9 protein-coding genes and 1 pseudogene are annotated in these 18740 nt (G+C 68.1%); all 10 read right to left on the reverse strand.

Annotated features, from left to right (window positions below; genetic code table 11):
- Positions 1 to 91: 91 nt before the first annotated feature.
- Positions 92 to 1831, reverse strand: coding sequence for a CocE/NonD family hydrolase (locus ACGFNJ_RS31860; RefSeq protein WP_393456591.1), 1740 nt, complete (start codon positions 1829 to 1831; stop codon positions 92 to 94).
- Between the two features lie 119 nt (positions 1832 to 1950).
- Entirely contained in the window at positions 1951 to 3414 is a 1464-nt protein-coding gene (locus ACGFNJ_RS31865; protein ID WP_393456594.1) for an MFS transporter, read from the reverse strand.
- Between the two features lie 227 nt (positions 3415 to 3641).
- On the reverse strand, positions 3642 to 4286 hold the full coding sequence (locus tag ACGFNJ_RS31870) for a DUF2867 domain-containing protein (RefSeq protein ID WP_393456597.1): 645 nt from the start codon (positions 4284 to 4286) through the stop codon (positions 3642 to 3644).
- Between the two features lie 68 nt (positions 4287 to 4354).
- Complete coding sequence (ccrA, locus tag ACGFNJ_RS31875; RefSeq protein WP_393456600.1) at positions 4355 to 5584, reverse strand: crotonyl-CoA carboxylase/reductase; 1230 nt, start codon at positions 5582 to 5584, stop codon at positions 4355 to 4357.
- Positions 5585 to 6654: 1070 nt separating this feature from the next.
- Positions 6655 to 7242, reverse strand: a complete 588-nt coding sequence (locus tag ACGFNJ_RS31880) for a DUF2867 domain-containing protein (protein WP_393456603.1) — start codon at positions 7240 to 7242, stop codon at positions 6655 to 6657.
- 242 nt (positions 7243 to 7484) lie between these two features.
- Positions 7485 to 8084 (reverse strand): carboxymuconolactone decarboxylase family protein, encoded by a 600-nt coding sequence (locus ACGFNJ_RS31885; RefSeq protein ID WP_069164179.1) that lies wholly within the window; start codon positions 8082 to 8084, stop codon positions 7485 to 7487.
- A complete protein-coding gene (locus tag ACGFNJ_RS31890; protein WP_393456606.1) occupies positions 8081 to 9019 on the reverse strand; it encodes an MBL fold metallo-hydrolase in 939 nt (312 codons plus the stop codon). Before ACGFNJ_RS31890 ends, ACGFNJ_RS31885 begins: the two co-directional genes overlap by 4 nt.
- Positions 9020 to 9087: 68 nt before the next feature.
- Entirely contained in the window at positions 9088 to 10125 is a 1038-nt protein-coding gene (locus ACGFNJ_RS31895; RefSeq protein WP_393456609.1) for a methyltransferase, read from the reverse strand.
- 28 nt (positions 10126 to 10153) lie between these two features.
- Complete coding sequence (locus ACGFNJ_RS31900; RefSeq protein ID WP_393456612.1) at positions 10154 to 11608, reverse strand: cytochrome P450; 1455 nt, start codon at positions 11606 to 11608, stop codon at positions 10154 to 10156.
- 67 nt (positions 11609 to 11675) lie between these two features.
- Positions 11676 to 18704, reverse strand: a pseudogene (locus ACGFNJ_RS31905) (type I polyketide synthase); the annotation flags it as partial.
- Between the last annotated feature and the right edge of the window lie 36 nt (positions 18705 to 18740).

Below are 18740 nucleotides of genomic sequence, written 5' to 3' on the forward strand. Positions count from 1 at the left end.
GCCACCTCACTCACGGATGTCTCGTAGTCACGATCACCGGAGGCAACGCACAGATACGCACCGCGCGTGGGACGTGTTGTGCCGCACAGCCTCAGCGGGTGTCGCCGGAGAAGTTCGCGGGCAGGTCACCGATGATCGGCAAGGCGATCATCGACGGCCGCGCGGCGTCGTGCACCAGGCGATGTCGGCCTGGTCGCGGCGCGGCACTGGTCGCCCACGGTGCGCCGTCGGACGGATTGACGTCCCAATGCGGGAAATCCGACCCGGCGACGTGCACAGCGATCCGATGACCGGCCAGGAAGACGTGGCTGGTTGCCCACAGGTCGACCGCGAACTCCACGGCTCCGTTGGCGTGCAACGGTTCCGCCGCGGTGCCGAGCCGGCGAATGCCGTGGGTGATCGGATAGCGGCGCCCGTCCGGGTACACATCGACAAGGGTCGCAACGACATCCGCGCTCGCAGCGTCCGTGCGCAACCAGACAGTGGCATGCACCGCGCCGGTGACCTCCACATCGTCCATCAGCACACCGCTGTCGAAGGCGAGGACATCCGCCCGCGCGAGCAACGCCGCCTGATCCCGGGGACCGTTCGGAATCGCCCAGGTCTGACCGCCGATCGACGGCACCGGATGGGCGGGATCGTGCGTCCATTCGTCCGCGGGCTCGTCCCCCGGCGGGATCGTGTCGAGGGTGCCGGTCGTCCCGCCGCCGACGGCGCCACCCACGGAGTGCAGGAAGAAGCGAACGGTGGTCGATTCGGGCGGCCACACCGCGGCCGTCCGCCATTCGTTGCGGCCCATGGTGAAGTACTGCACACCAGGAATCGGCTCGCCGCCCTCCCTGCCGACGAGCGGGGCGAAGAACCGCTCGAGCTGCGGCCAGAACTCGAACGCGGCGGCCGGACCGAAATCCAGCTCGCCAGCGGTGGATTGGGGTGCGCCGTAGTGCGCGTGCTGCCACGGTCCGATGATCAGATGCTGGGGCGCGGCCCCGGCGGCGACACCGACCGTGTAGGCGTTCAGCACGCCGCCGAGCAGCATGTCGTACCAGCTGGTCACGTACAGCGCGGGCACGGTGATCTCCGGTACCAGCCTGCGCGCCGAAAGATACTGTCCCCCATCGGGTTTCTGTGCCTCCGCCTGTCCATTCCGCACCCAAGGTGCGGCCGCGTCGTAGCGCGTGAGGATCTCCTCGAAGGGAGTGTGCAGCGCGTTCGACCAGGACAGCGGCGGAAACGGATTGAACGGATCGCCCGAGGAGTCCTCGAGCAGCCCGAGCAGCTGCGCGGCGTCCTCGGCACGACCGCATCGACCGGCCGACATGAGCGCCATGGCGGTGGACCAGGCGAAGAAGAACGCGGACTCGACCGCGCCGCCGCGCCGAAACCCGTTGTCGGCCAAGTCGACCAGCGGCGAAACCGGGCTGATGCCGACCAGCGCGGGCGGCCGGGCCGCGGCGCCCTGGATCTGGACGCTGCCCAGGTAGGACTGCCCGGCCATCACCACCCGTCCGTTGGAGCCGGCGAGGGCCGCCGCCCACGCGATGGAGTCGACCGTGTCCTGGCTTTCGTCGCGCAGCGGGTAGAAGTCGCCGTCGGAGGCGAAGGTCCCGCGCACGTCCTGTGCGACGCAGATGTATCCGCGTGGCACGAAGAACTCGACCTCGGAGGGGAAGCCCGGCGTGGTGAGGGTGGCCTTGTCGTAGGGCAGCCGCAGCAGCATGACGGGCCAGGTGTCCGTCGCACCGGCGTCGGCCGGTTCGGGCCGAAACACGTCCGCGCGCAGGACGGTTCCGTCCCGCATCGGCACCTCGACATTGTGGTCCACCAACATGCGTTGCCGCCCTTTCGATTTCGAACTCGACGTGTGCGCGCGGTGTGGCGCACTCATGGCAGTGATGCCCGTGGGCTCGACCCACGGGCATCACCGGAGAGAACTGCTCGACGCCACCCCTAGTCGACGACCGCCGCCAGTCGCTCGGGCTCGGTCACCAGATCCTTCGGCTTGACCCGGATGGTCAGGGCGACCACGATGGCCGCCACCACGCAAAACCCTGCACCCCAATAGAATCCGACGGTGTAGCTGTGGATCGCGGCCTTGGCGGGCAGCGTCGGCTCCGGCGGGTGGCTGGTCGCGTACTCCTTCATCGCCTGCACCGCGATCGTGGTGAGCAACGCGGTGCCGATCGAGGCGCCGACCTGCTGCACCGCGTTCAACAACCCACTGGCCACGCCGATATCACGGTCGTCGATCGAGTGCAGCGCCGTCGGCTGCATCGCCACGAAGACCAGCGCGACACCGAGGGCGAAGATGATCTGGGCGGGCAGCACCACTTGCGCATAGCCGTCGCCGAACTCCAACTGCGCCAGGAAGATCAGGCCTGCTGCACCGAGCAGCGTGCCGACGAGCAGCAGGATCCGCGGCCCGACCTGCGGCAGCAGCTTGCTCGCCACACCGGCGGCGACCAGGACACCGGCCGGGAACGGCAGGAAGGCGCAACCGGCCTTCAGCGGCGAGTAGCCGAGGGTCTGCTGGAAGTAGTAGGTGAGGAACAGGAACATCGCGAAGATCGCGATCGGGACGAGCAGCGCGATCAGGAACGCGCCGCCGCGGTTGGTTTCGCCCGGAATCCGCAGGGGCAGAAGCGGATTGGCGACCCGAGACTCGATGAACACGAACAGCGCGAGCAGCGCGCTACCGCCAACCAGCAACGTGAGGGTGCTTGCCGCGGTCCAGCCGTCCTCGGCCGCGCGGTTGCAGCCGTAGACGATGGCGACCAGCGCCGCGGTCACGCAGACCGCTCCGGGCAGGTCGTAACCACCCGTGCGTTTCGCAGGCACGTCCTTGATGACGACAACCACCGCGGCGGCCGCGGCGGCCAGCGCGATCGGCGTGTTCACCAACAGGCACCAGCGCCACGACGCGTACTCGGTCAGCACACCACCGCCGATCAGCCCGATCGCCGAGCCTGCGCCGGACACCGCGCCGTACACCGCGAACGCGCGGGCCCGCTCCTTTGTCTCGGTGAAGGTCAGCGACACCAACGACAACGCAGCGGGCGCCAGCAGCGCGCCGAACAGGCCCTGCAGTGCGCGGCCGGCGAACAGCAGGCCCGCGGTGTCGGCCAAGCCCGCCAATGCCGAGGACACCGCGAAGCCGATCAGCCCGACCAGCAGGATCCGGCGGCGACCGAGGTAGTCGGCCAGCCGCCCACCGAGCAGGAGCAACCCGCCGAAGATCAAGGTGTACGCGGTGAGCACCCACTGCTTGTCGGCGTCGCTGATGCCGAGGTCGTTCTGCATGTAGGGCAACGCGATGGCGACGATCGTCGCGTCGAGGACTACCACCAACTGAGTTATCGAGAGAACCGACAGCGCCCACCATCGTCGGTCGGACGCTACGCGCGTTGCGGACATGAAACCTCACCTTCGGCCGGGATGTGCGTCGTGCATTGGTGTTCGACGGGTTAGAGCGCGCTCGGCGTCGGCCGGATACAACGGAACCAGCGGATATATCGAATCGTTATCAGCCACTTGGCAGTTCGCGGGAGTGCGGCGCCGCTGGCGACCGGATCACCGTGGTACGCAACGCGAAAGGCCGCAGGCATGATGCCTGCGGCCTTCCTGTTTCGATCGGCGCTACCTCATTGCGCCTGCGGCTCAGCCCATTTCCGTTGAATCTCCGGCCACTGCCGCTGCATCGTCCGGAACATCAGCGGGTACACGACCAGCGTGCGGATCGGGCGAATGCTCGCCATGTACAGCTTCCCGAAGATGCCGTACGTCTTCACCAGCGCGGTCATCTGGGAGTAGTAGCTGCCGTCGGCGCGCTGCACCCAGCCCTGGTGCATCACGATGTGCCCGATCGAGGCCGAGAATTCCGCGGTCCATTCGTCGTGCGTCAGATAGACGGTCCGGAACGGCGCCTGCTGCATATCCGGTCCCGTTGCGGCAAGAAGGTCCTCCGGCAGTCGATCACGCAGCGACGCCACCCGCTTGCCGACCTGCTGATCCGCGCTGTCCCAGCCGAGCAACCCGCCCAATCGCCAGCGCAGGTTCCACAGTTCCCTGGTGACGATGTTGGCGCTCATCGTCGTGTTCTCGGCCGAGGTCGAGTACCGCACCAGGGTGGCCAGGTCGTCCGGGCCGCCCGAGATCGGCAATTCCCACACGTCCTCGAGCACGAAATCATCGACGAATTCGTGTATCCGCCACGGCCGCGACGTGAACTCGGTATTCGGAATCTGCTGAGAGAACAAGGCGTCGGTCCCCCTCGGCAATCCTCGCATATCACTTCCTTCCCCTAGGAGTGGACAACCAGGACCGGGATCGAGCCGCGGCACCGCGTCGGCAGGTGCTATATCTGGCGGGGCGTGTTGACGCGCACGGCCATGTTGCCGAACGGATGCGTGTTCTTGTAGAGCATCTGATGTGCGGTGCCGACCCCGGCGAGGTCACCCACCCAGGATAGGCACGGATCGAGCTGGCCCGCGGCGGCCATGCTGATGACCTGGCGACACTGCTGCAGGTTCGCGTAGTGCGAGCCCTGCAACCGCTTCTGCCGCATCCACAGGAAGCGCAGATCGACGTCGGCGTTGTAGCCGGAGGTGCCGCCGCAGATGACGACCATGCCCGCGGCGTCGCACAGATACATCGACGTCGGAATGGTGTTCTGGCCGGTGTGCTCCAGCACGATCCGCGGCGCCTTGCGCTCGCCGAGCACCTCCCAGAACTTGCGGCCGAAGGCGCGCGCACCCTGCATCCACTCGGCCATCGCGGCGGTGTCGGTGGCGTCGGGCAGCCTGCCCCAGTGCTCGAACTCGGTGCGGTTGATGTAGCCCTTCGCGCCCATTTCGACGCAGCGCTTGCCGCGGTCGTCGTCGGAGACGACGGCGATCGGGATGCCGCCGCGCAGCCGGGCGATCTGGATCGCCATCGACCCGAGCCCGCCCGCGCCACCCCAGATCAGCACGGGGTCACCGGGATTGACGGTGTGCGGCTCCCACCCGCACAGCTGGCGGTACGCGGTCGGACCGGTGAGCAGGAACGCGGCCGCGTCCTCCCAGGACATCGTGGCGGGCTTGGGGTGGCACTGGAAGTCGCGGACGAGCCCGAACTGGGCGAAGGAACCGTAGTTCGTCTCGTAACCCCATGCCTTGCCCGAGGTGGACGCGGTCGGATCGACGCCCAACCGGATATCCGCCGTGTTCTCGTCCCAGACCATGCTGGAGATCATCACCTCGTCGCCGACGGCGACCGAGGTGACGCCGTCGCCGACGGCCCAGACGATGCCGGAGCCCTCGGAGCCGCCGATGTGGAAGTTCTCCGGCTCCCCGCCCTTTCGGCGCATACCGACCACATCGACCGGGTAGCCGAGCGCGGCCCAGACGTTGTTGTAGTTGATGCCCGCGGCCATCATGTACACCAGGACTTGGCCGCGCCCGACCGGCGGCACATCCACCAGCTCGACCGCGAACGCTTTCTCCGGCTCCCCGTACCGCTCCGGCCTGACCACCGACGCGTACATCCTGGCAGGCAACTCACCGAGCGGGGGCAACTCATCGAGCTCGAAATGATCTGTGGTCATTGGTATCTCCTTCACAGAAATGAGGAGCAACCCGCAGGACCGGCAGATACAGCACACATCGACAGGACGTGCCACACGCGTGAGAACCGAACCGCCCGCCACGCCATGAATCGACGGGAGTCAAATGGTAGTTGGCCCGTTGACGGGAGAGAAATGGTTGCAGAGTCCATTGAGGGTAGTCCAATGGTTGCCGAGCCGTGTTGACGGTAGTGAAATGGTTGCTGCGCGCCATTGACGGGAGTCCTATGGTTGCCACCCGCCCGAAAACGGCCACCATACGACTCCCGTCAACCTCCCTCGAGATCACTTCCCCGAAAAGATCTTTGAACCGGACCACAGCCAAGCAACCCGGTCTGGAACAAGAGAACCCGCACCTGACAGCGGAGGTCAGCCGGGTACGGCACACGACGCCACCACGCTATCCAGTGCAAACCCCGAAACCGTCCCGCTCGCCAGGAAACCGTCCAACCCGCGGATAAACCACCACCCCAAACGCAACACGCCCTAGGAAACCCACACCAACCCCCAAAGCCGCGCGTCCGAGACCGCGCGCGTCCGAGGCCGTGCCCCACGGGCTGGGTTGGATTGTGTCCGTGCCGCTTTGGGCTCGGCGAAGGCAAAGCTCCTTCGGGTCCACGGTCTCCTGACGAGTACGGCAGCCAAGGGTTTGCACCCGATAGCGTGGTTGCGTCGTCTGCCGTACCCGGCTGACCTCCCGCAGTCGCTCACGCGTTCGCTCGTCCCAGCCGGGTTACTTGGCTGTGCTCTCGTTTCGAGAACTTCAAGATCAAAGACAGATTCAAGATCAAAAACGCTCAGCCGCACACTTTCTGTCTTCCCGCACACGATATTGCATGCCAGAACGTGTGCGGGAAGACAGAAGGTGTGCGGCTGCGGGGGTTTCAAGATCGGAGGCATCGAAAGGGGCTGGGGGATCTCGGCATGTGGGATTGGAGGGGGTGGTTTCTGCTGAGGGGGTACTGGTGCAGGTGGGTTCTCGGGCGATGCCTGCATCAGTAGCCCATGATCAATTGACCAATTCAGAAAGGTGGGGATTCGGCTGGGGCAGGTCAGGGTTGGGGGTGGAGTTGCGGGAATTCGCGGCGGATTGCCTTGGCCTGCAACGGGTATACGATGAGGCGGCGAATTGGGTTGATGCTGGCCATGTACAGCTTTCCGAAGAATCCGTATGGCTTCACCAGCGCCGTCATTTGGGAGTAGTAGGTGCCGTCGTCCTTTTTCACCCAGCCGTGGTGCATCACGATGTGGCCCATGGATGCGGAGAACTCGGCTACCCATTCGTCGTGGGTCAGGTAGACCGATTTGAACGGGGTCGTCACCATGTCCGGCCCGCGCACGGCGAGCAGGTCCGCGGGTAACCCGTCGCGCAGCGACACCGCCCGCTTGCCGACCTGCTGCCGCTCGCTGTCCCAGCCGAGAAGCTTGCCGAGCCGCCAACGCAGTGCGAACAGTTGGCGGACAACGACATTGGAGCTCAACGACGTGTTCTTGTCCGAGGTCGCATACTCGACAACGGTCGAAAGGTCGTCCGGACCACCGGATATCGGCATGGCCCACACGTCTTCGAGCACGAAACCGTCGATGAATTCGTGAATACGCCACGGCCGGGAGGTGAACTCCGTATCCGGGATCCGCACTGCATGCCTTCTCTCTGTCGAGTTGGGTACCAAGGGATCGAGCTCGACTCGACTGAGCGCACAGTCGAGTTCTGTTCAGCCGTATAGATTTACCGGCACATGGAAAGCCGTGCCGAGTTTATCGTGATCTTGGTGCACTTAGCACCAGCACGCGCTGTTCCGCAATATTTGCCGTGCCGGACAGCAAAAAATGCCGACCGGGGCGCTCCGTGCGGCGTCCCGGTTCGGCAACGAAGGAGAATTCAGGCCTCGGGCAAGGCAGGCGGGTTCGCGAACCAGTCCTCGATGGGCACGTCGCAAGAATTGAGCACATAGGCGAGCATCGTGTAGGTGCCGATCAACGCCAGCAGCTCGACCAGCCGCGGCGCGTCGTAGTCGGCCGCGAGCTGCTGCCAGGTCGAATCCGACACCCGCGCGGCCGGACCGCGCAGTTCGTCGACCGCGCGTAACAGCGCGGCGTCGGACGCCGACCAGCCCGGCGCGTCCGGACCCGCTGGGACCCTGGCGATCTCGTCCGCGGTGAGACCGGCCTTGGTGCCGATCGCCACGTGATGGGCCCACTCGTAGTCCGAGCGCAGCAGATACCCGATGCGCAGCACCGCCAGCTCGCGGTCACGCAGCGCGAGCAGCCCGGTGCCGAGCGCGGTGAGGAACGGGTTCAGCGCGGTGAGCAGGCCGGGATGATTTCCGATGGCGGCCAAGACATTCGGCACGGGCGCGCCGACGAGGTGCGCGAGCGGCCCGTTGGGGTCGTTGGGCTTGTCGGCGGGCAGACCGACGAGTGGCCGGATCTCCTCTGCGGGCGCAAGGGTGAGTCGCGCGGTGGCATTCGGTGTGCTCATGATCCGGCCTTCACTTCGTCGGCGAGATCAACCATCTGGTGCAGCAGCTGGCCGGGGCCAGGGGTGCCGTCGGCGTTGATCTCACGGTAGACCGCGCCGATGTTGAGGATGACCCGCTCGGCGCCGTAGAAATCGGCGAACTCGCTGAAATCGAACTCCCTGGCGGACTCCAGGGCGGTCTTGCCCTCCTTGTGGGTGGCGGTGGCGTGGTCGCGCACCCGCTCGAGGTAATCGCGGACGCGCGCGACCTCGGCCTTGCCGCCGACCGGGCCGTGGCCGGGCACGACCGTGTCGACGTCGAGCCCGAGGATCACATCGCAGGCGTGGATGAAGTTGTCGATCGGTCCGGTGTGCACGACGCCGTGCCCACCGAACACCATGATGTCGCCCGCGTACAGGACCTTCGCGTCGGGCACGTGGATGAGCACGTCGCCGACAGTGTGCGCGGGACCGACCTCGAGCAGGCGCACGGTCCTGGTGCCGACGGTCAGCTCGAGTTCGCCGTTGAACGCGATGGTCGGGTAGGTGGGGGTGATGCCGGAGAAGTCGAACGGCGAAAGGATGGCCTGCAGCCGGGGATCTGCGCCCTCGGACAGCACCGGGGCCAGGATCTCGGTGCCGTGGTGGCGCATCTCCCGCGCCGCGACCGTGGAGGAGATGATCGTGGCGTCGCCGACGAGCTGATTGCCCCACCAGTGATCGCCGTCGCTGTGTGTGTTCACCACGAAGCGAATGTCCGCCGCGGGCAAGGCCTTTGCGATGGTGTCGAGCATCTGCCTGGTCTGGCCGAGGGTGTACAGCGTATCCACGAGCAGCGCTTCGTCGCCCGACAGCACCAGGCCTGCGTTGCTGTAGCCGGTGGCGGGGTTGCCTTGGAGATAGGCATAGGTGTCGGGAGCGATCTGATGCAGATCGGTCGTGTACGGAATGGACATGAAGACTCCTTCTTTCGGACAGAAGACAAGATCGCGCGGCCGGGCCACCGGATACACGCGCGTCGAGGTCAGCTGTCGCCGGCTCCCGGCACGGCCTCGATCAGCGAGAAGGCCACCGGTGCGGGCAGCAAGCTGACCGTGGAGACAGTGAAATCCGCACGGGTGCAGAGATTCTCGAACTCGGCACGGGTACGTCCCTGGCCGCCGCCGAGTACCCGCATGTGCAGATCACTGAGGTACATCGTGTCCGGGAGGGAGCCGTCGACGGTTTCCGGCAGCGCCGGATCCACGATGAGCAGACGGCCGTGCGCGGGGATCGCTCGCCGGATGGTGTCGAGCACCGCGACCGCACGATCGTCGTCGGCGTAGTGCAGGACGTTCTTGAGCAGGTAGAGGTCGGCGCCCGCAGGCACCTCGCCACCGACGTCGCCCGCGGTCACCGTGCACCGGTCGGCAACGCCCGCGGCGGCGAAGATCGCCCCTGCCTCGGCGACCGCCCCGGCATTGTCGAACAGCACCCCGCGCACGCCGGGATGGGCGGCAAGAATGGCGGCGAGCACGGTGCCGCGGCCGCCGCCGATATCGGCAACGGTGCCGTAGGCGGCGAAATCGTAGTGGAACGGCAGCGCCTGCGCGGTCTGTGTTGCGCTCTGCTGCAACGCGGCAGGGAAGGCGGTCGACAGGTTCTCGTCGCCCGCAACATATTCGAAGAAGGACTTGCCGAAAACCTGGTCAAACACGCCCTTTCCGGTGCGAACGGCGGTATCGAGCTCACGCCACGCGCCAACGATCGCCGGATCGGTGAACACCCGCGCGAAGGAATCCAGCGAATCGGTGCGGTCGGTGCGTAGTAAGGCCCCGGTCTCGGTCAGCCGGAAGTGCCCCGCCGCGGTCTGGGTCAGGATGCCGTGCGCGGCGAGCGCGCGGCAGAACTGGGTGGTCGCCGCGGCATCCGTGCCGAGCGCTGCGGCGAGCTCCGCGCCGCTCTGCTCGGTGTCGCCGAGGGTGTCGGCCAGCCGCAGGCGCACCGCGGTGGAGACGGTCTGCGCGGCCAGGTGCCCGAAGACCAATTCGAACAGTCGCTGCTTGTGTTTCGGTTCAGTCATGGAACTTTCCAATCTCAGGTGCGGATGATCAGCTGTGCACGGGCACCGCGGCCCGGCGGCGCAACGTCAGGTGCGGGCCGTTGCTCGGCACGATCACCGGGCCGCGCGGCTTGGCCTTGCTCGGCTCGCGGTCGGCGCGGCTCAGCTCGCAATGCGTCAGCACCTCGCGCAGCATGACCTTGATCTCGTGGACGGCGATCCGATCGCCCATGCAGCGAGTGTGGCCGCCGCCGAACGGAATCCAGGAAAAAGTGCCTGGCGCCGAGCCGAGGAAACGCTCCGGACGGAACTGCTCGGGCGAGGGGTACCGGACCGGGTCGTTGTTCAACAGCTCCGCGCTCGGCACCAGCAACTGGCCGCGTTCGTACCGGACGCCGCCGATCTCGATCGGCTCGACCACCTGCCGCGCCAGGTTCATCGGCAGCGGCGGATTGATCCGGAGCACCTCGTGCACGACGGCGGTGAGGTACTCCTCGGATTCGCCCGCGTCGAGCTCGGCGCGGAGCTTGCCGAGCACCTCCGGGTCCCTGGTGAGGTACTCCAGCGACCAGCAGACCGCGGACACGGTCGTCACGGTGCCCGCGATGAACATGGTCATCATCTCGTCGCGCAACTCGACGCCGGACAGCTGTGTGCCGTCCTCGCGGGTGATCGCCAGCATCACCGACAGCATGTCGTCGCCGAGCTCGCCGATCCGCAGGCGTTCGGCCACGGCCTCGGCGAGCAGCGCGTCGACGACCGGGCGGCGCTTCCAGAAGTTCCTGACCCCGGTGCCTGGCAACAACTTCATGAAAAACTTCGTGGTCGGCGACCAGTTGTCGATCTGCAGCATCGCCGTCTTGTAGGTATTGAACTCGACCAGCGCCATCAGCGCATCGAGCAGCCGATCCCAGTTCGACGGGACCACCTTGCCGAACACCACCTCGCGGATCACATTCATGGCCCAGCGGTGCACCAGGTCGTGCATCTCGATGGCCTCGTCACGCGGCCATTCCGCGACGGCCTGGATCGTGATCTCCTCCACCGCGTCCTGGATGCGCTTGAACGCGGCGCCCTTGAAGCTGCGCGTGAGGGCACGGCGACGCGCAAGGTGCTCGCCCTCGTCGAGGTACGCGATGCCGGTGTTGCCGAAGTACTTCTCCAGTGCGCCATTGGAATTGCCGCAATGCAGGCTCGTGCGCGGCGCTTGGTAGACGGCGCGCACGTCGTCGGGATCGGAGAGCACGAAGAACTGCAACCCCGGCTTGATGTGCAGCAGGAACCGGGTGCCGTACCGCTCCCTGCACTCGTTCAGGAACTCGGTGCGCCGGGTCATGAACCGCCACAGCTGCTTGCGATGGCTGTCCGGCGGACCGAGCACCGCCGACGACGGAATCACCGTCTGCGCGGGCGCGGCCTGATGGGCAGGGCAGCCTGCCGCGCGCGCCGCGGCCGCGACGTCGGTCGGGCAGCCTGCGCTGTCGGTCGGATCCGGATGGTTCATCTCATCTCCTCTGTGTGCCGGCCGGGCACCTCGCGGGGCCGGGTCATGGTAGTGAGAGCCCGATCAGTCACCGCTGGATCCACTTTTCGATCACTCCGGCGCCTGCGGGGTCGTTGATCAGGCCGAAATGGTCGGCGTCCAGGTCGATTCGGTCGCCGCCGAGATCCCATTCGGGCCATGGCCTGTTCGCGCCCGCGGGGACGCCCGCCCGCAGATACAGCTGCGGAGTGTCGAGCTCGGATTCGCCGAACTGGGCAAGCAACCGCAGGTAGGTGCCCATCGCCAGCCAGCCGGAGTCGTCGAAGGCGAGGTCGCGGTTGCCGTCGAGCAGCATGGTCACGGTCGCCCCGAAGACGCCTGCACCCTCCTCGACCACGAAACGCGGCGCGGGGGTGTCGACCAGCACCAAACCCTTTGCAGCCCGGCCGGTCCGCTCGAACTCGGCGGCCAGCGCGTGCGCGATGGCGCCGCCGATCGAATAGCCGACGAGGACGAACTCGCCGTCGCCGACGGCTTTCCTGATCGCGTCCGCGAGCACCGCGATCGCGACGTCCCAGGAGGCGGGCATCGCTTCGCCGTCCCGGAATCCGGGCAGCGAGCAGGCGAGGACATTTCGACCGGACAGTTCTGCGGCAAGGCTCAGGAACAAGTGCGGCCCCGAGCCGACCACGAACGAGGGCACGCACACCACGGCAGGCTGTGCCGCATCGCCTTTGGCAAGGCGAACAACCTCCGTACCGTCGGTTACGGGCTTGGTGAACGACGGCAGGAATCGGGACGCCTCGAGCAACCAGGGCAGCGCCCGTTCGATATCGCCGGCCCGATGGGCATGCCTGATCAAGGCGGTGATCGTGCCTCGATCGTCGACTGGAGCGAATTCTCTTGGTGCGGTGTCGATCTGCTCGGCAGGTTCGGCAATCGCGTCGGGCTCCGCCACAGCCGCCGCCACCTGGTCGCTCAGCTGCCCGGCGAGCCAGCGGGCGATGCCGAGGGTGTCCGGATGGTCGAAGACGACGGTCGGCGGCAATGCCACGCCGGTCACCCGCTGCAACCGGTTGCGCAGCGCGACCGCGCTCACCGACGTGAAGCCCATCTCCCGGAATTCCAGGTCGAGTTCCACCGAATCGGCCGACTCGTGGCCGAGCACGGCCGCCACCTGTGTGCGAATCACGTCCTGCAGCAGCGTCTCTCGCTCATCCTTCGGCACCGCGGCGAGCCTGCGCACCAGCGAACCGTCCTCGGCAGCGTCGGCCGCTGTCGGCAGGGCGGCGGCCAGGATCGCCTGTCCGGCACCGGATCCGGATGTGACCGGAGGCAGCCAGTACCGCCGCCGCTGGAACGCATAGGTCGGCAGCGGAACGTCCACGGCCCCGGTCTCGGCGTAGAAGCCGGGCCAGTCCACCGGGACCCCCACCGTGTGCGCGCTCGCCAGCGCCAGTGCGAACCGGTCCAGCCCGCCCTCCTCGCGGCGCAGCGTCCCGACCGTCGCGATCCGACCCTCGGCACCGTGTGCGTGCGCGGTCTGCTCGATGGCCGTCGTCAACACTGGATGCGGCGAGACCTCCACGAAACACGTTGCGCCGTCGTCGATCAGCGCGCGCACCGCAGGTTCGAAGCCGACCCGCTGCCGCAGGTTGGCATACCAGTACGGCGCGCCGAGGTCCGTGCCGTCGACGTAGGTGTCGAGCGCCGTCGAATAGAACGGCACCCGGTTCGCGCGCGGCGCCACCGAGGTCAGCGACGCGAGCAGTTCGGTCTCGAGCACTTCCACCGCGCTGGTGTGCGAGGCGAAGGCGGAACCGAGGGCGCGGGTGCGGACGCCGTCGCGCTCGCACTCGGCCTGTAGCTGCACCAGAACGCTGGTGTCACCGGCGACAACGAGCGAGGTCGGGCTGTTCACCACCGCGACAGCGACCGCGGTGCCGTGCGGCGCGATCCGCTCTTCGGCCGCTGCCACCGACGCCCCGATCCACAGCAGGCCCGCGTCGTTGGGCAGCAGGTCGTGCGCGATCCTGTTGCGCATCACCACGATCAGCGCCGCGTCTTCGAGCGACAAGGCGCCGGAGACATAGGCGGCGGCCACCTCGCCCTGCGAATGACCAACCACCGCATCGGGTTCCACGCCGTGTGCCCGCCACAGCGCCGCCAGCGAGACCATCACCGCGAACACCACCGGCTGGAGCACGTTCACCGGGATCACCCCGTCGACCACGTCCATCGACGGCGCACCGGGGGCGCTGCGCAGCACTTCTTCGAGTCGCCAGTCCACGTGGGGTTCGAATGCCCGTGCACAGGCGGCGATTTCGGCGGCGAACGCCGGTGCGGTGTCGAGCAGACGCACCGCCATCTCGGTCCATTGCGAACCGTGGCCGGGGAACACGAACACCGTCTTGCCTGGCACCGCCTTGCCGTCGATGGTGTGCTCGGCGGGTTCGGCGGTGGCCAATGCGGCCAAGCCGCTGAGCAATTCGTCCCGGTCCTTGGCGACCACAGCGGCCCGCCGCGACAGTGCCGCCCTGGTCGTTGCCGACGCGAAGCCGACGTCGACCGGATCGAGGGCAGGATGCTCGAGCAGGTAGCCGCGCAGCCGATCGGCCTGCGCCTGCAACGCGGCCGGCGTGCGCGCCGAGATCAGCACGGGCACCGCGGGCAGCTGGCGTCCGGTGACCTCGGGCACGGGATACGGTGCGGGCGCCTCCTCCAGGATGACGTGCGCGTTCGTACCGCTCATGCCGAAGCCGGACACCGCAGCCCTGCGCGGGTGGCCGTTGGTCTTCCACGGCTGCTCGTCCGTGAGGAGCTCGACTTCGCCTGCGTCCCAGTCGATGTGCGGCGACGGCTCATCCACATGCAGCGTGCGCGGCAGCAGTTCGTGCCGCATCGCCTGCACCATCTTGATCACGCCCGCGACACCGGCAGCCGGACCGGCATGCCCGATATTCGATTTGATCGAACCCAGCCAGAGCGGACCACGCTCTCGCTCCTGGCCGTAGGTGGCCAGCAGGGCGTGTGCCTCGATCGGATCGCCGAGCCGGGTGCCGGTGCCGTGCGCCTCGACCACGTCCACGTCGGCGGCCCGCAGTCCGGCCGCGTCCAGCGCGGCCCGGATCACCCGTTCCTGCGAGGGCCCGTTCGGCGCGGTCAGTCCGTTGGTGGCGCCGTCCTGATTCACCGCGCTGCCCCGCAGCACCGCGAGCACCCGATGGCCGTTGCGCCGCGCGTCCGACAGTCGTTCCAGCACAAGCAGTCCCATGCCGTCGGCGAACGAGGTGCCGTCCGCGGCGGCGGCGAAGGCCTTGCACCGGCCGTCCTCGGACAGGCCGCGCAGGCGAGCCGTGTCGCTCAGGGCGACCGGGGTCGACATCACCGTCACGCCGCCGGCCAGGGCAAGGGAGCACTCCCCCGCCCGCAGTGCCTGCGCCGCCAGGTGCAGCGCGACCAGCGACGCCGAGCACGCGGTGTCCACGGTCAGCGCGGGCCCCTCCAGGCCGAGCAGGTAGGAGATCCGGCCGGACAGCACGCTCGACATCACGCCGGTCAGGTGGAACCGCTCCAGCTCGGACGGCATCACTGTGCCGTAGTCCGGGTTGACGGCGCCGCAATAGACCCCGGTGTCGCTGCCGTGTAGCGCGGTCGGGTCGATGCCCGCGTGCTCGAGCGCCTCCCACGCGCCCTCGAGCAGCCAGCGCTGCTGCGGGTCCATCGCCAGCGCCTCGTGCGGGCTGATCCCGAAGAACTCCGCGTCGAAATCGCCTGCGCCGGTGACGAAACCGCCGAGCTTGGCGTAGGTGGTTCCCGGGTTGTCCGGGTCGGGGTTGTAGAGACGTTCGATGTCCCAGTCCCGGTCCTCGGGGAAGCCGGTCATGCCGTCACCGCCCGCGGCGACGAAGTCCCACAGCGCGTCCGGCGAATTCACCCCGCCCGGATAGCGGCAGCTCATGCCGATGATGGCCAGCGGCTCGTCGGGCGCGGCGCGTTTGCGTGTCTGCTTGCGCGTGGTTGCCGCGCCCGTGAGCTGGTCGACGATCAGTCGGGCCAGCGCGGCGGGCGTCGGGTAGTCGAAGGCGGTGGTGCTGGTCAGCCGCAGACCGGTGCCGCGGTTGAGGCGGTTGCGCAACTCGACCGCGCTCATCGAGTCGAGGCCGATGTCCTTGAGCGCGCGGGTCGCCTCGATCGCCGCATGGCCGTCGTGGCCGAGCACCGCGGCGACCTGGTCGAGCACGAACTCGCGCGCGATGCGCTGCCGGTCGGCGGCTGGCGCGGCAAGCAGTTCCGCGGCCAGCGGATGCTCGCCGGTGTCGACGCCGGTCGGCGCCGCGGCAATGGCGGTGAGCACCGGGTCGTCCACCGGTAGCGCCGCGGCCGCAGTGGTGTCCGGCGCCAGCCAGAACCGGCGACGTTGGAACGCGTAGGTCGGCAGGTCGACTCGGGTGGCGCCGGTGCCCGCATAGCAAGCGGCCCAGTCGATGCCGAGTCCGGCCATGCGGGCCTGGCCGAGGAATCCGGCGAAGGTGACGACCTCGTCGCGCTCAGCGCGCGCGGCCGCGATCAACACCGCCTCCGGCTCGTCGCCTTCCAGCTCGTCGAGCGTCTGCCTGGCCATGGCGGTCAAGACCGCGTCGGGGCCGAGCTCGAGGAACCGGCGCACGCCGTGCTCGTAGAGCGTGCGCACGCCGTCGCCGAACCGGACCGCCGCGCGCACATGCCCGACCCAGTACATCGGGTCGGTCAGCTCATCGGAGACGACCGTGCCGCGCACATTCGACACGATCGGTATCCGCGGCGGATGAAAGGTCAAACCTCTTGTCACCGTCTCGAATTCGGCAAGCATCGGCTCCATGCGCGGCGAATGGAACGCATGGCTGACCCGCAGCCGTGCGGTCTTGCGACCCGACCACTGCGGCAACCATTCCTCGGCGGCGTCCGCGTCGCCGGAAACCACCACCGCGCGTGGCGCATTCACCGCGGCGATCGCCAACCGCCCGTCGAAGCCGGCCAGCGATTCGAGCACCTCGGCCTCGTCGGCCTGCACCGCCACCATGGCGCCGCCCGCGGGGAGTGCGCCCATCAGGCGGCCGCGCGCCACCACCAAGGCGGCCGCGTCGGCAAGCGACAACACGCCTGCGACGTGCGCGGCGGCGATCTCACCCACCGAATGGCCGATGAGGTAGTCGGCACGCACGCCGAAGAATTCGACGAGCCGGAACAGTGCGACCTCGACCGCGAACAGCGCGACCTGGGTGTACTCGGTCGCATTCAGCAGCGCCGCGTCCGGCGAATCCGGTTCGGCCGCGAGCAATTCCCGCAGCGACCGGCCGAGCAGCGGATCAACCACCGCACAGACTTCCGCCATGGCCGCATCGAAACGCGGGAACGCGGCGGCCAATTCGGCGCCCATCCTGGCCCGCTGCGCACCCTGCCCGGTGAACATCACCGCTGTCTTCCCTGCGACCGCGCGGCCTTCCAGCACGCCGGGTGCCGCCGCGGCCACCTCCGCCAGCCCGGCCAGCAGCGCGTCCCGGTCCGGCGCGAGCACCATGGCGCGGTGCGGCAGCAGCGCCCGCGAGGTCGTCAGCGAGAATCCGAGGTCGAGCGGTGAGAGTTCGGGATCGGCCTGTACCAGGGCGAGCAGCCGTTCGGCCTGGGCCCGAAGCCCGCTCGCGCCTTGCGCGGACACCAATACCGGCACCGGCATCCGCACGCCGGCAACCGGACTGGCGGCGGGCGCGGCGGGCACGACGGCGGGTGCTTCTTCCAGAATCACGTGCGCATTGGTGCCGCTCACCCCGAACGACGACACCGCGGCCCGCCGCGGTCGCTCGTGCGCGGGCCACGGCTGCGCCGCACGCAGCAGCGCCACCGTCCCCGACGCCCAATCCACCTGTGGCGACGGCGCATCCACATGCAATGTCGGCGGTAACGTCGAATGCCGCATCGCCAGCACCATTTTGATGACACCGGCAATGCCCGCAGCCGCGGAGGTGTGCCCGATATTGGATTTGATCGAACCGAGCCACAGCGGATCGCCGGTCCGGTCCCGCCCGTAGGTGGCCAGCAGGGCGTGCGCCTCGATCGGATCGCCCAATTGGGTTCCGGTGCCGTGCCCTTCGACCGCGTCGACATCGGCGGCGGACAAACCCGCGTCGGCCAGCGCCGCCCGGATCACCCGCTCCTGCGCCGGGCCGCTCGGCGCGGTCAGCCCGTTGCTGGCGCCGTCCTGGTTGATCGCGGAACCGCGCAGCACCGCGAGGATGCGGTGGCCGTTGCGTTGCGCATCGGAAAGTCGTTCCAGCACAACCACGCCGGCCCCGTCGGCGAATCCGGTGCCGTCCGCCGCCGCGGCATAGGACTTGCAGCGGCCGTCGGCGGCCAGGCCGCGCTGCCTGCTGAACTCGGTGAGCAGGATCGGGCTCGACAACACGGTCACCCCGCCTGCCAGCGCCAGCGAGCACTCCCCCGCGCGCAGAGCGCGCGCGGCCAGATGCATGGCCACCAGCGACGACGAGCAGGCCGTGTCCACGGTGACCGCGGGGCCCTCCAAGCCGAGCAGATAGGAGATCCGGCCGGCCAGCACGCTGGTCAGCACGCCGAGCCGATAGCCTGCCAGCTCCGGCGGCATGATCCGGCCGTAGTCCGAACTGATGGCGCCGCAATAGATTCCAGTGTCGCTGCCGCGCAACGAGGTGGGGTCGATCGCGGCGTCCTCGAAGGCCTCCCATGCGGCCTCCAGGATCAGCCGCTGCTGCGGATCCATCGCCAGCGCCTCACGCGGGCCGATGCCGAAGAAGTCGGCGTCGAAGTCGGCCACATCGTCGATGAAGCCGCCCTGCGTCGCGTAGGTGGTGCCTGGATGGTCCGGATCCGGGTTGTACAGCCCGTCGACGTCCCAGCCGCGGTTGTCCGGCAGCGGCACCATCGCGTCGCGGCCATCGGCAAGCAGCTCCCACAGCTGCGCGGGCGAGGCGGCGCCGCCGGGGAACCGGCAGCTCATGCCGACCACCGCGATCGGCTCGCCGGCCTTGGCCAACATCTGCCGGTTCTGCTTGCGCAGCCGATCGTTGTCCTTCAAGGCCGAGCGTAGCGCCTCGATCAGTTCGTTCGCCTCGGTGGTCACGCCACTTCCTCTCTGCCT

This window comes from Nocardia sp. NPDC049149, assembly GCF_043197455.1.
Classification (GTDB): Bacteria; Actinomycetota; Actinomycetes; order Mycobacteriales; family Mycobacteriaceae; genus Nocardia.

Bases quoted from the DNA above. Each gene is read 5' to 3' on its own strand.
- ACGFNJ_RS31860 (WP_393456591.1), bottom strand. From the start codon at position 1,831: ATGTTGGTGGACCACAATGTCGAGGTGCCGATGCGGGACGGAACCGTC.
- ACGFNJ_RS31865 (WP_393456594.1), bottom strand. From the start codon at position 3,414: ATGTCCGCAACGCGCGTAGCGTCCGACCGACGATGGTGGGCGCTGTCG.
- ACGFNJ_RS31870 (WP_393456597.1), bottom strand. From the start codon at position 4,286: ATGCGAGGATTGCCGAGGGGGACCGACGCCTTGTTCTCTCAGCAGATT.
- ccrA (WP_393456600.1), bottom strand. From the start codon at position 5,584: ATGACCACAGATCATTTCGAGCTCGATGAGTTGCCCCCGCTCGGTGAG.
- ACGFNJ_RS31885 (WP_069164179.1), bottom strand. From the start codon at position 8,084: ATGAGCACACCGAATGCCACCGCGCGACTCACCCTTGCGCCCGCAGAG.
- ACGFNJ_RS31890 (WP_393456606.1), bottom strand. From the start codon at position 9,019: ATGTCCATTCCGTACACGACCGATCTGCATCAGATCGCTCCCGACACC.
- ACGFNJ_RS31895 (WP_393456609.1), bottom strand. From the start codon at position 10,125: ATGACTGAACCGAAACACAAGCAGCGACTGTTCGAATTGGTCTTCGGG.
- ACGFNJ_RS31900 (WP_393456612.1), bottom strand. From the start codon at position 11,608: ATGAACCATCCGGATCCGACCGACAGCGCAGGCTGCCCGACCGACGTC.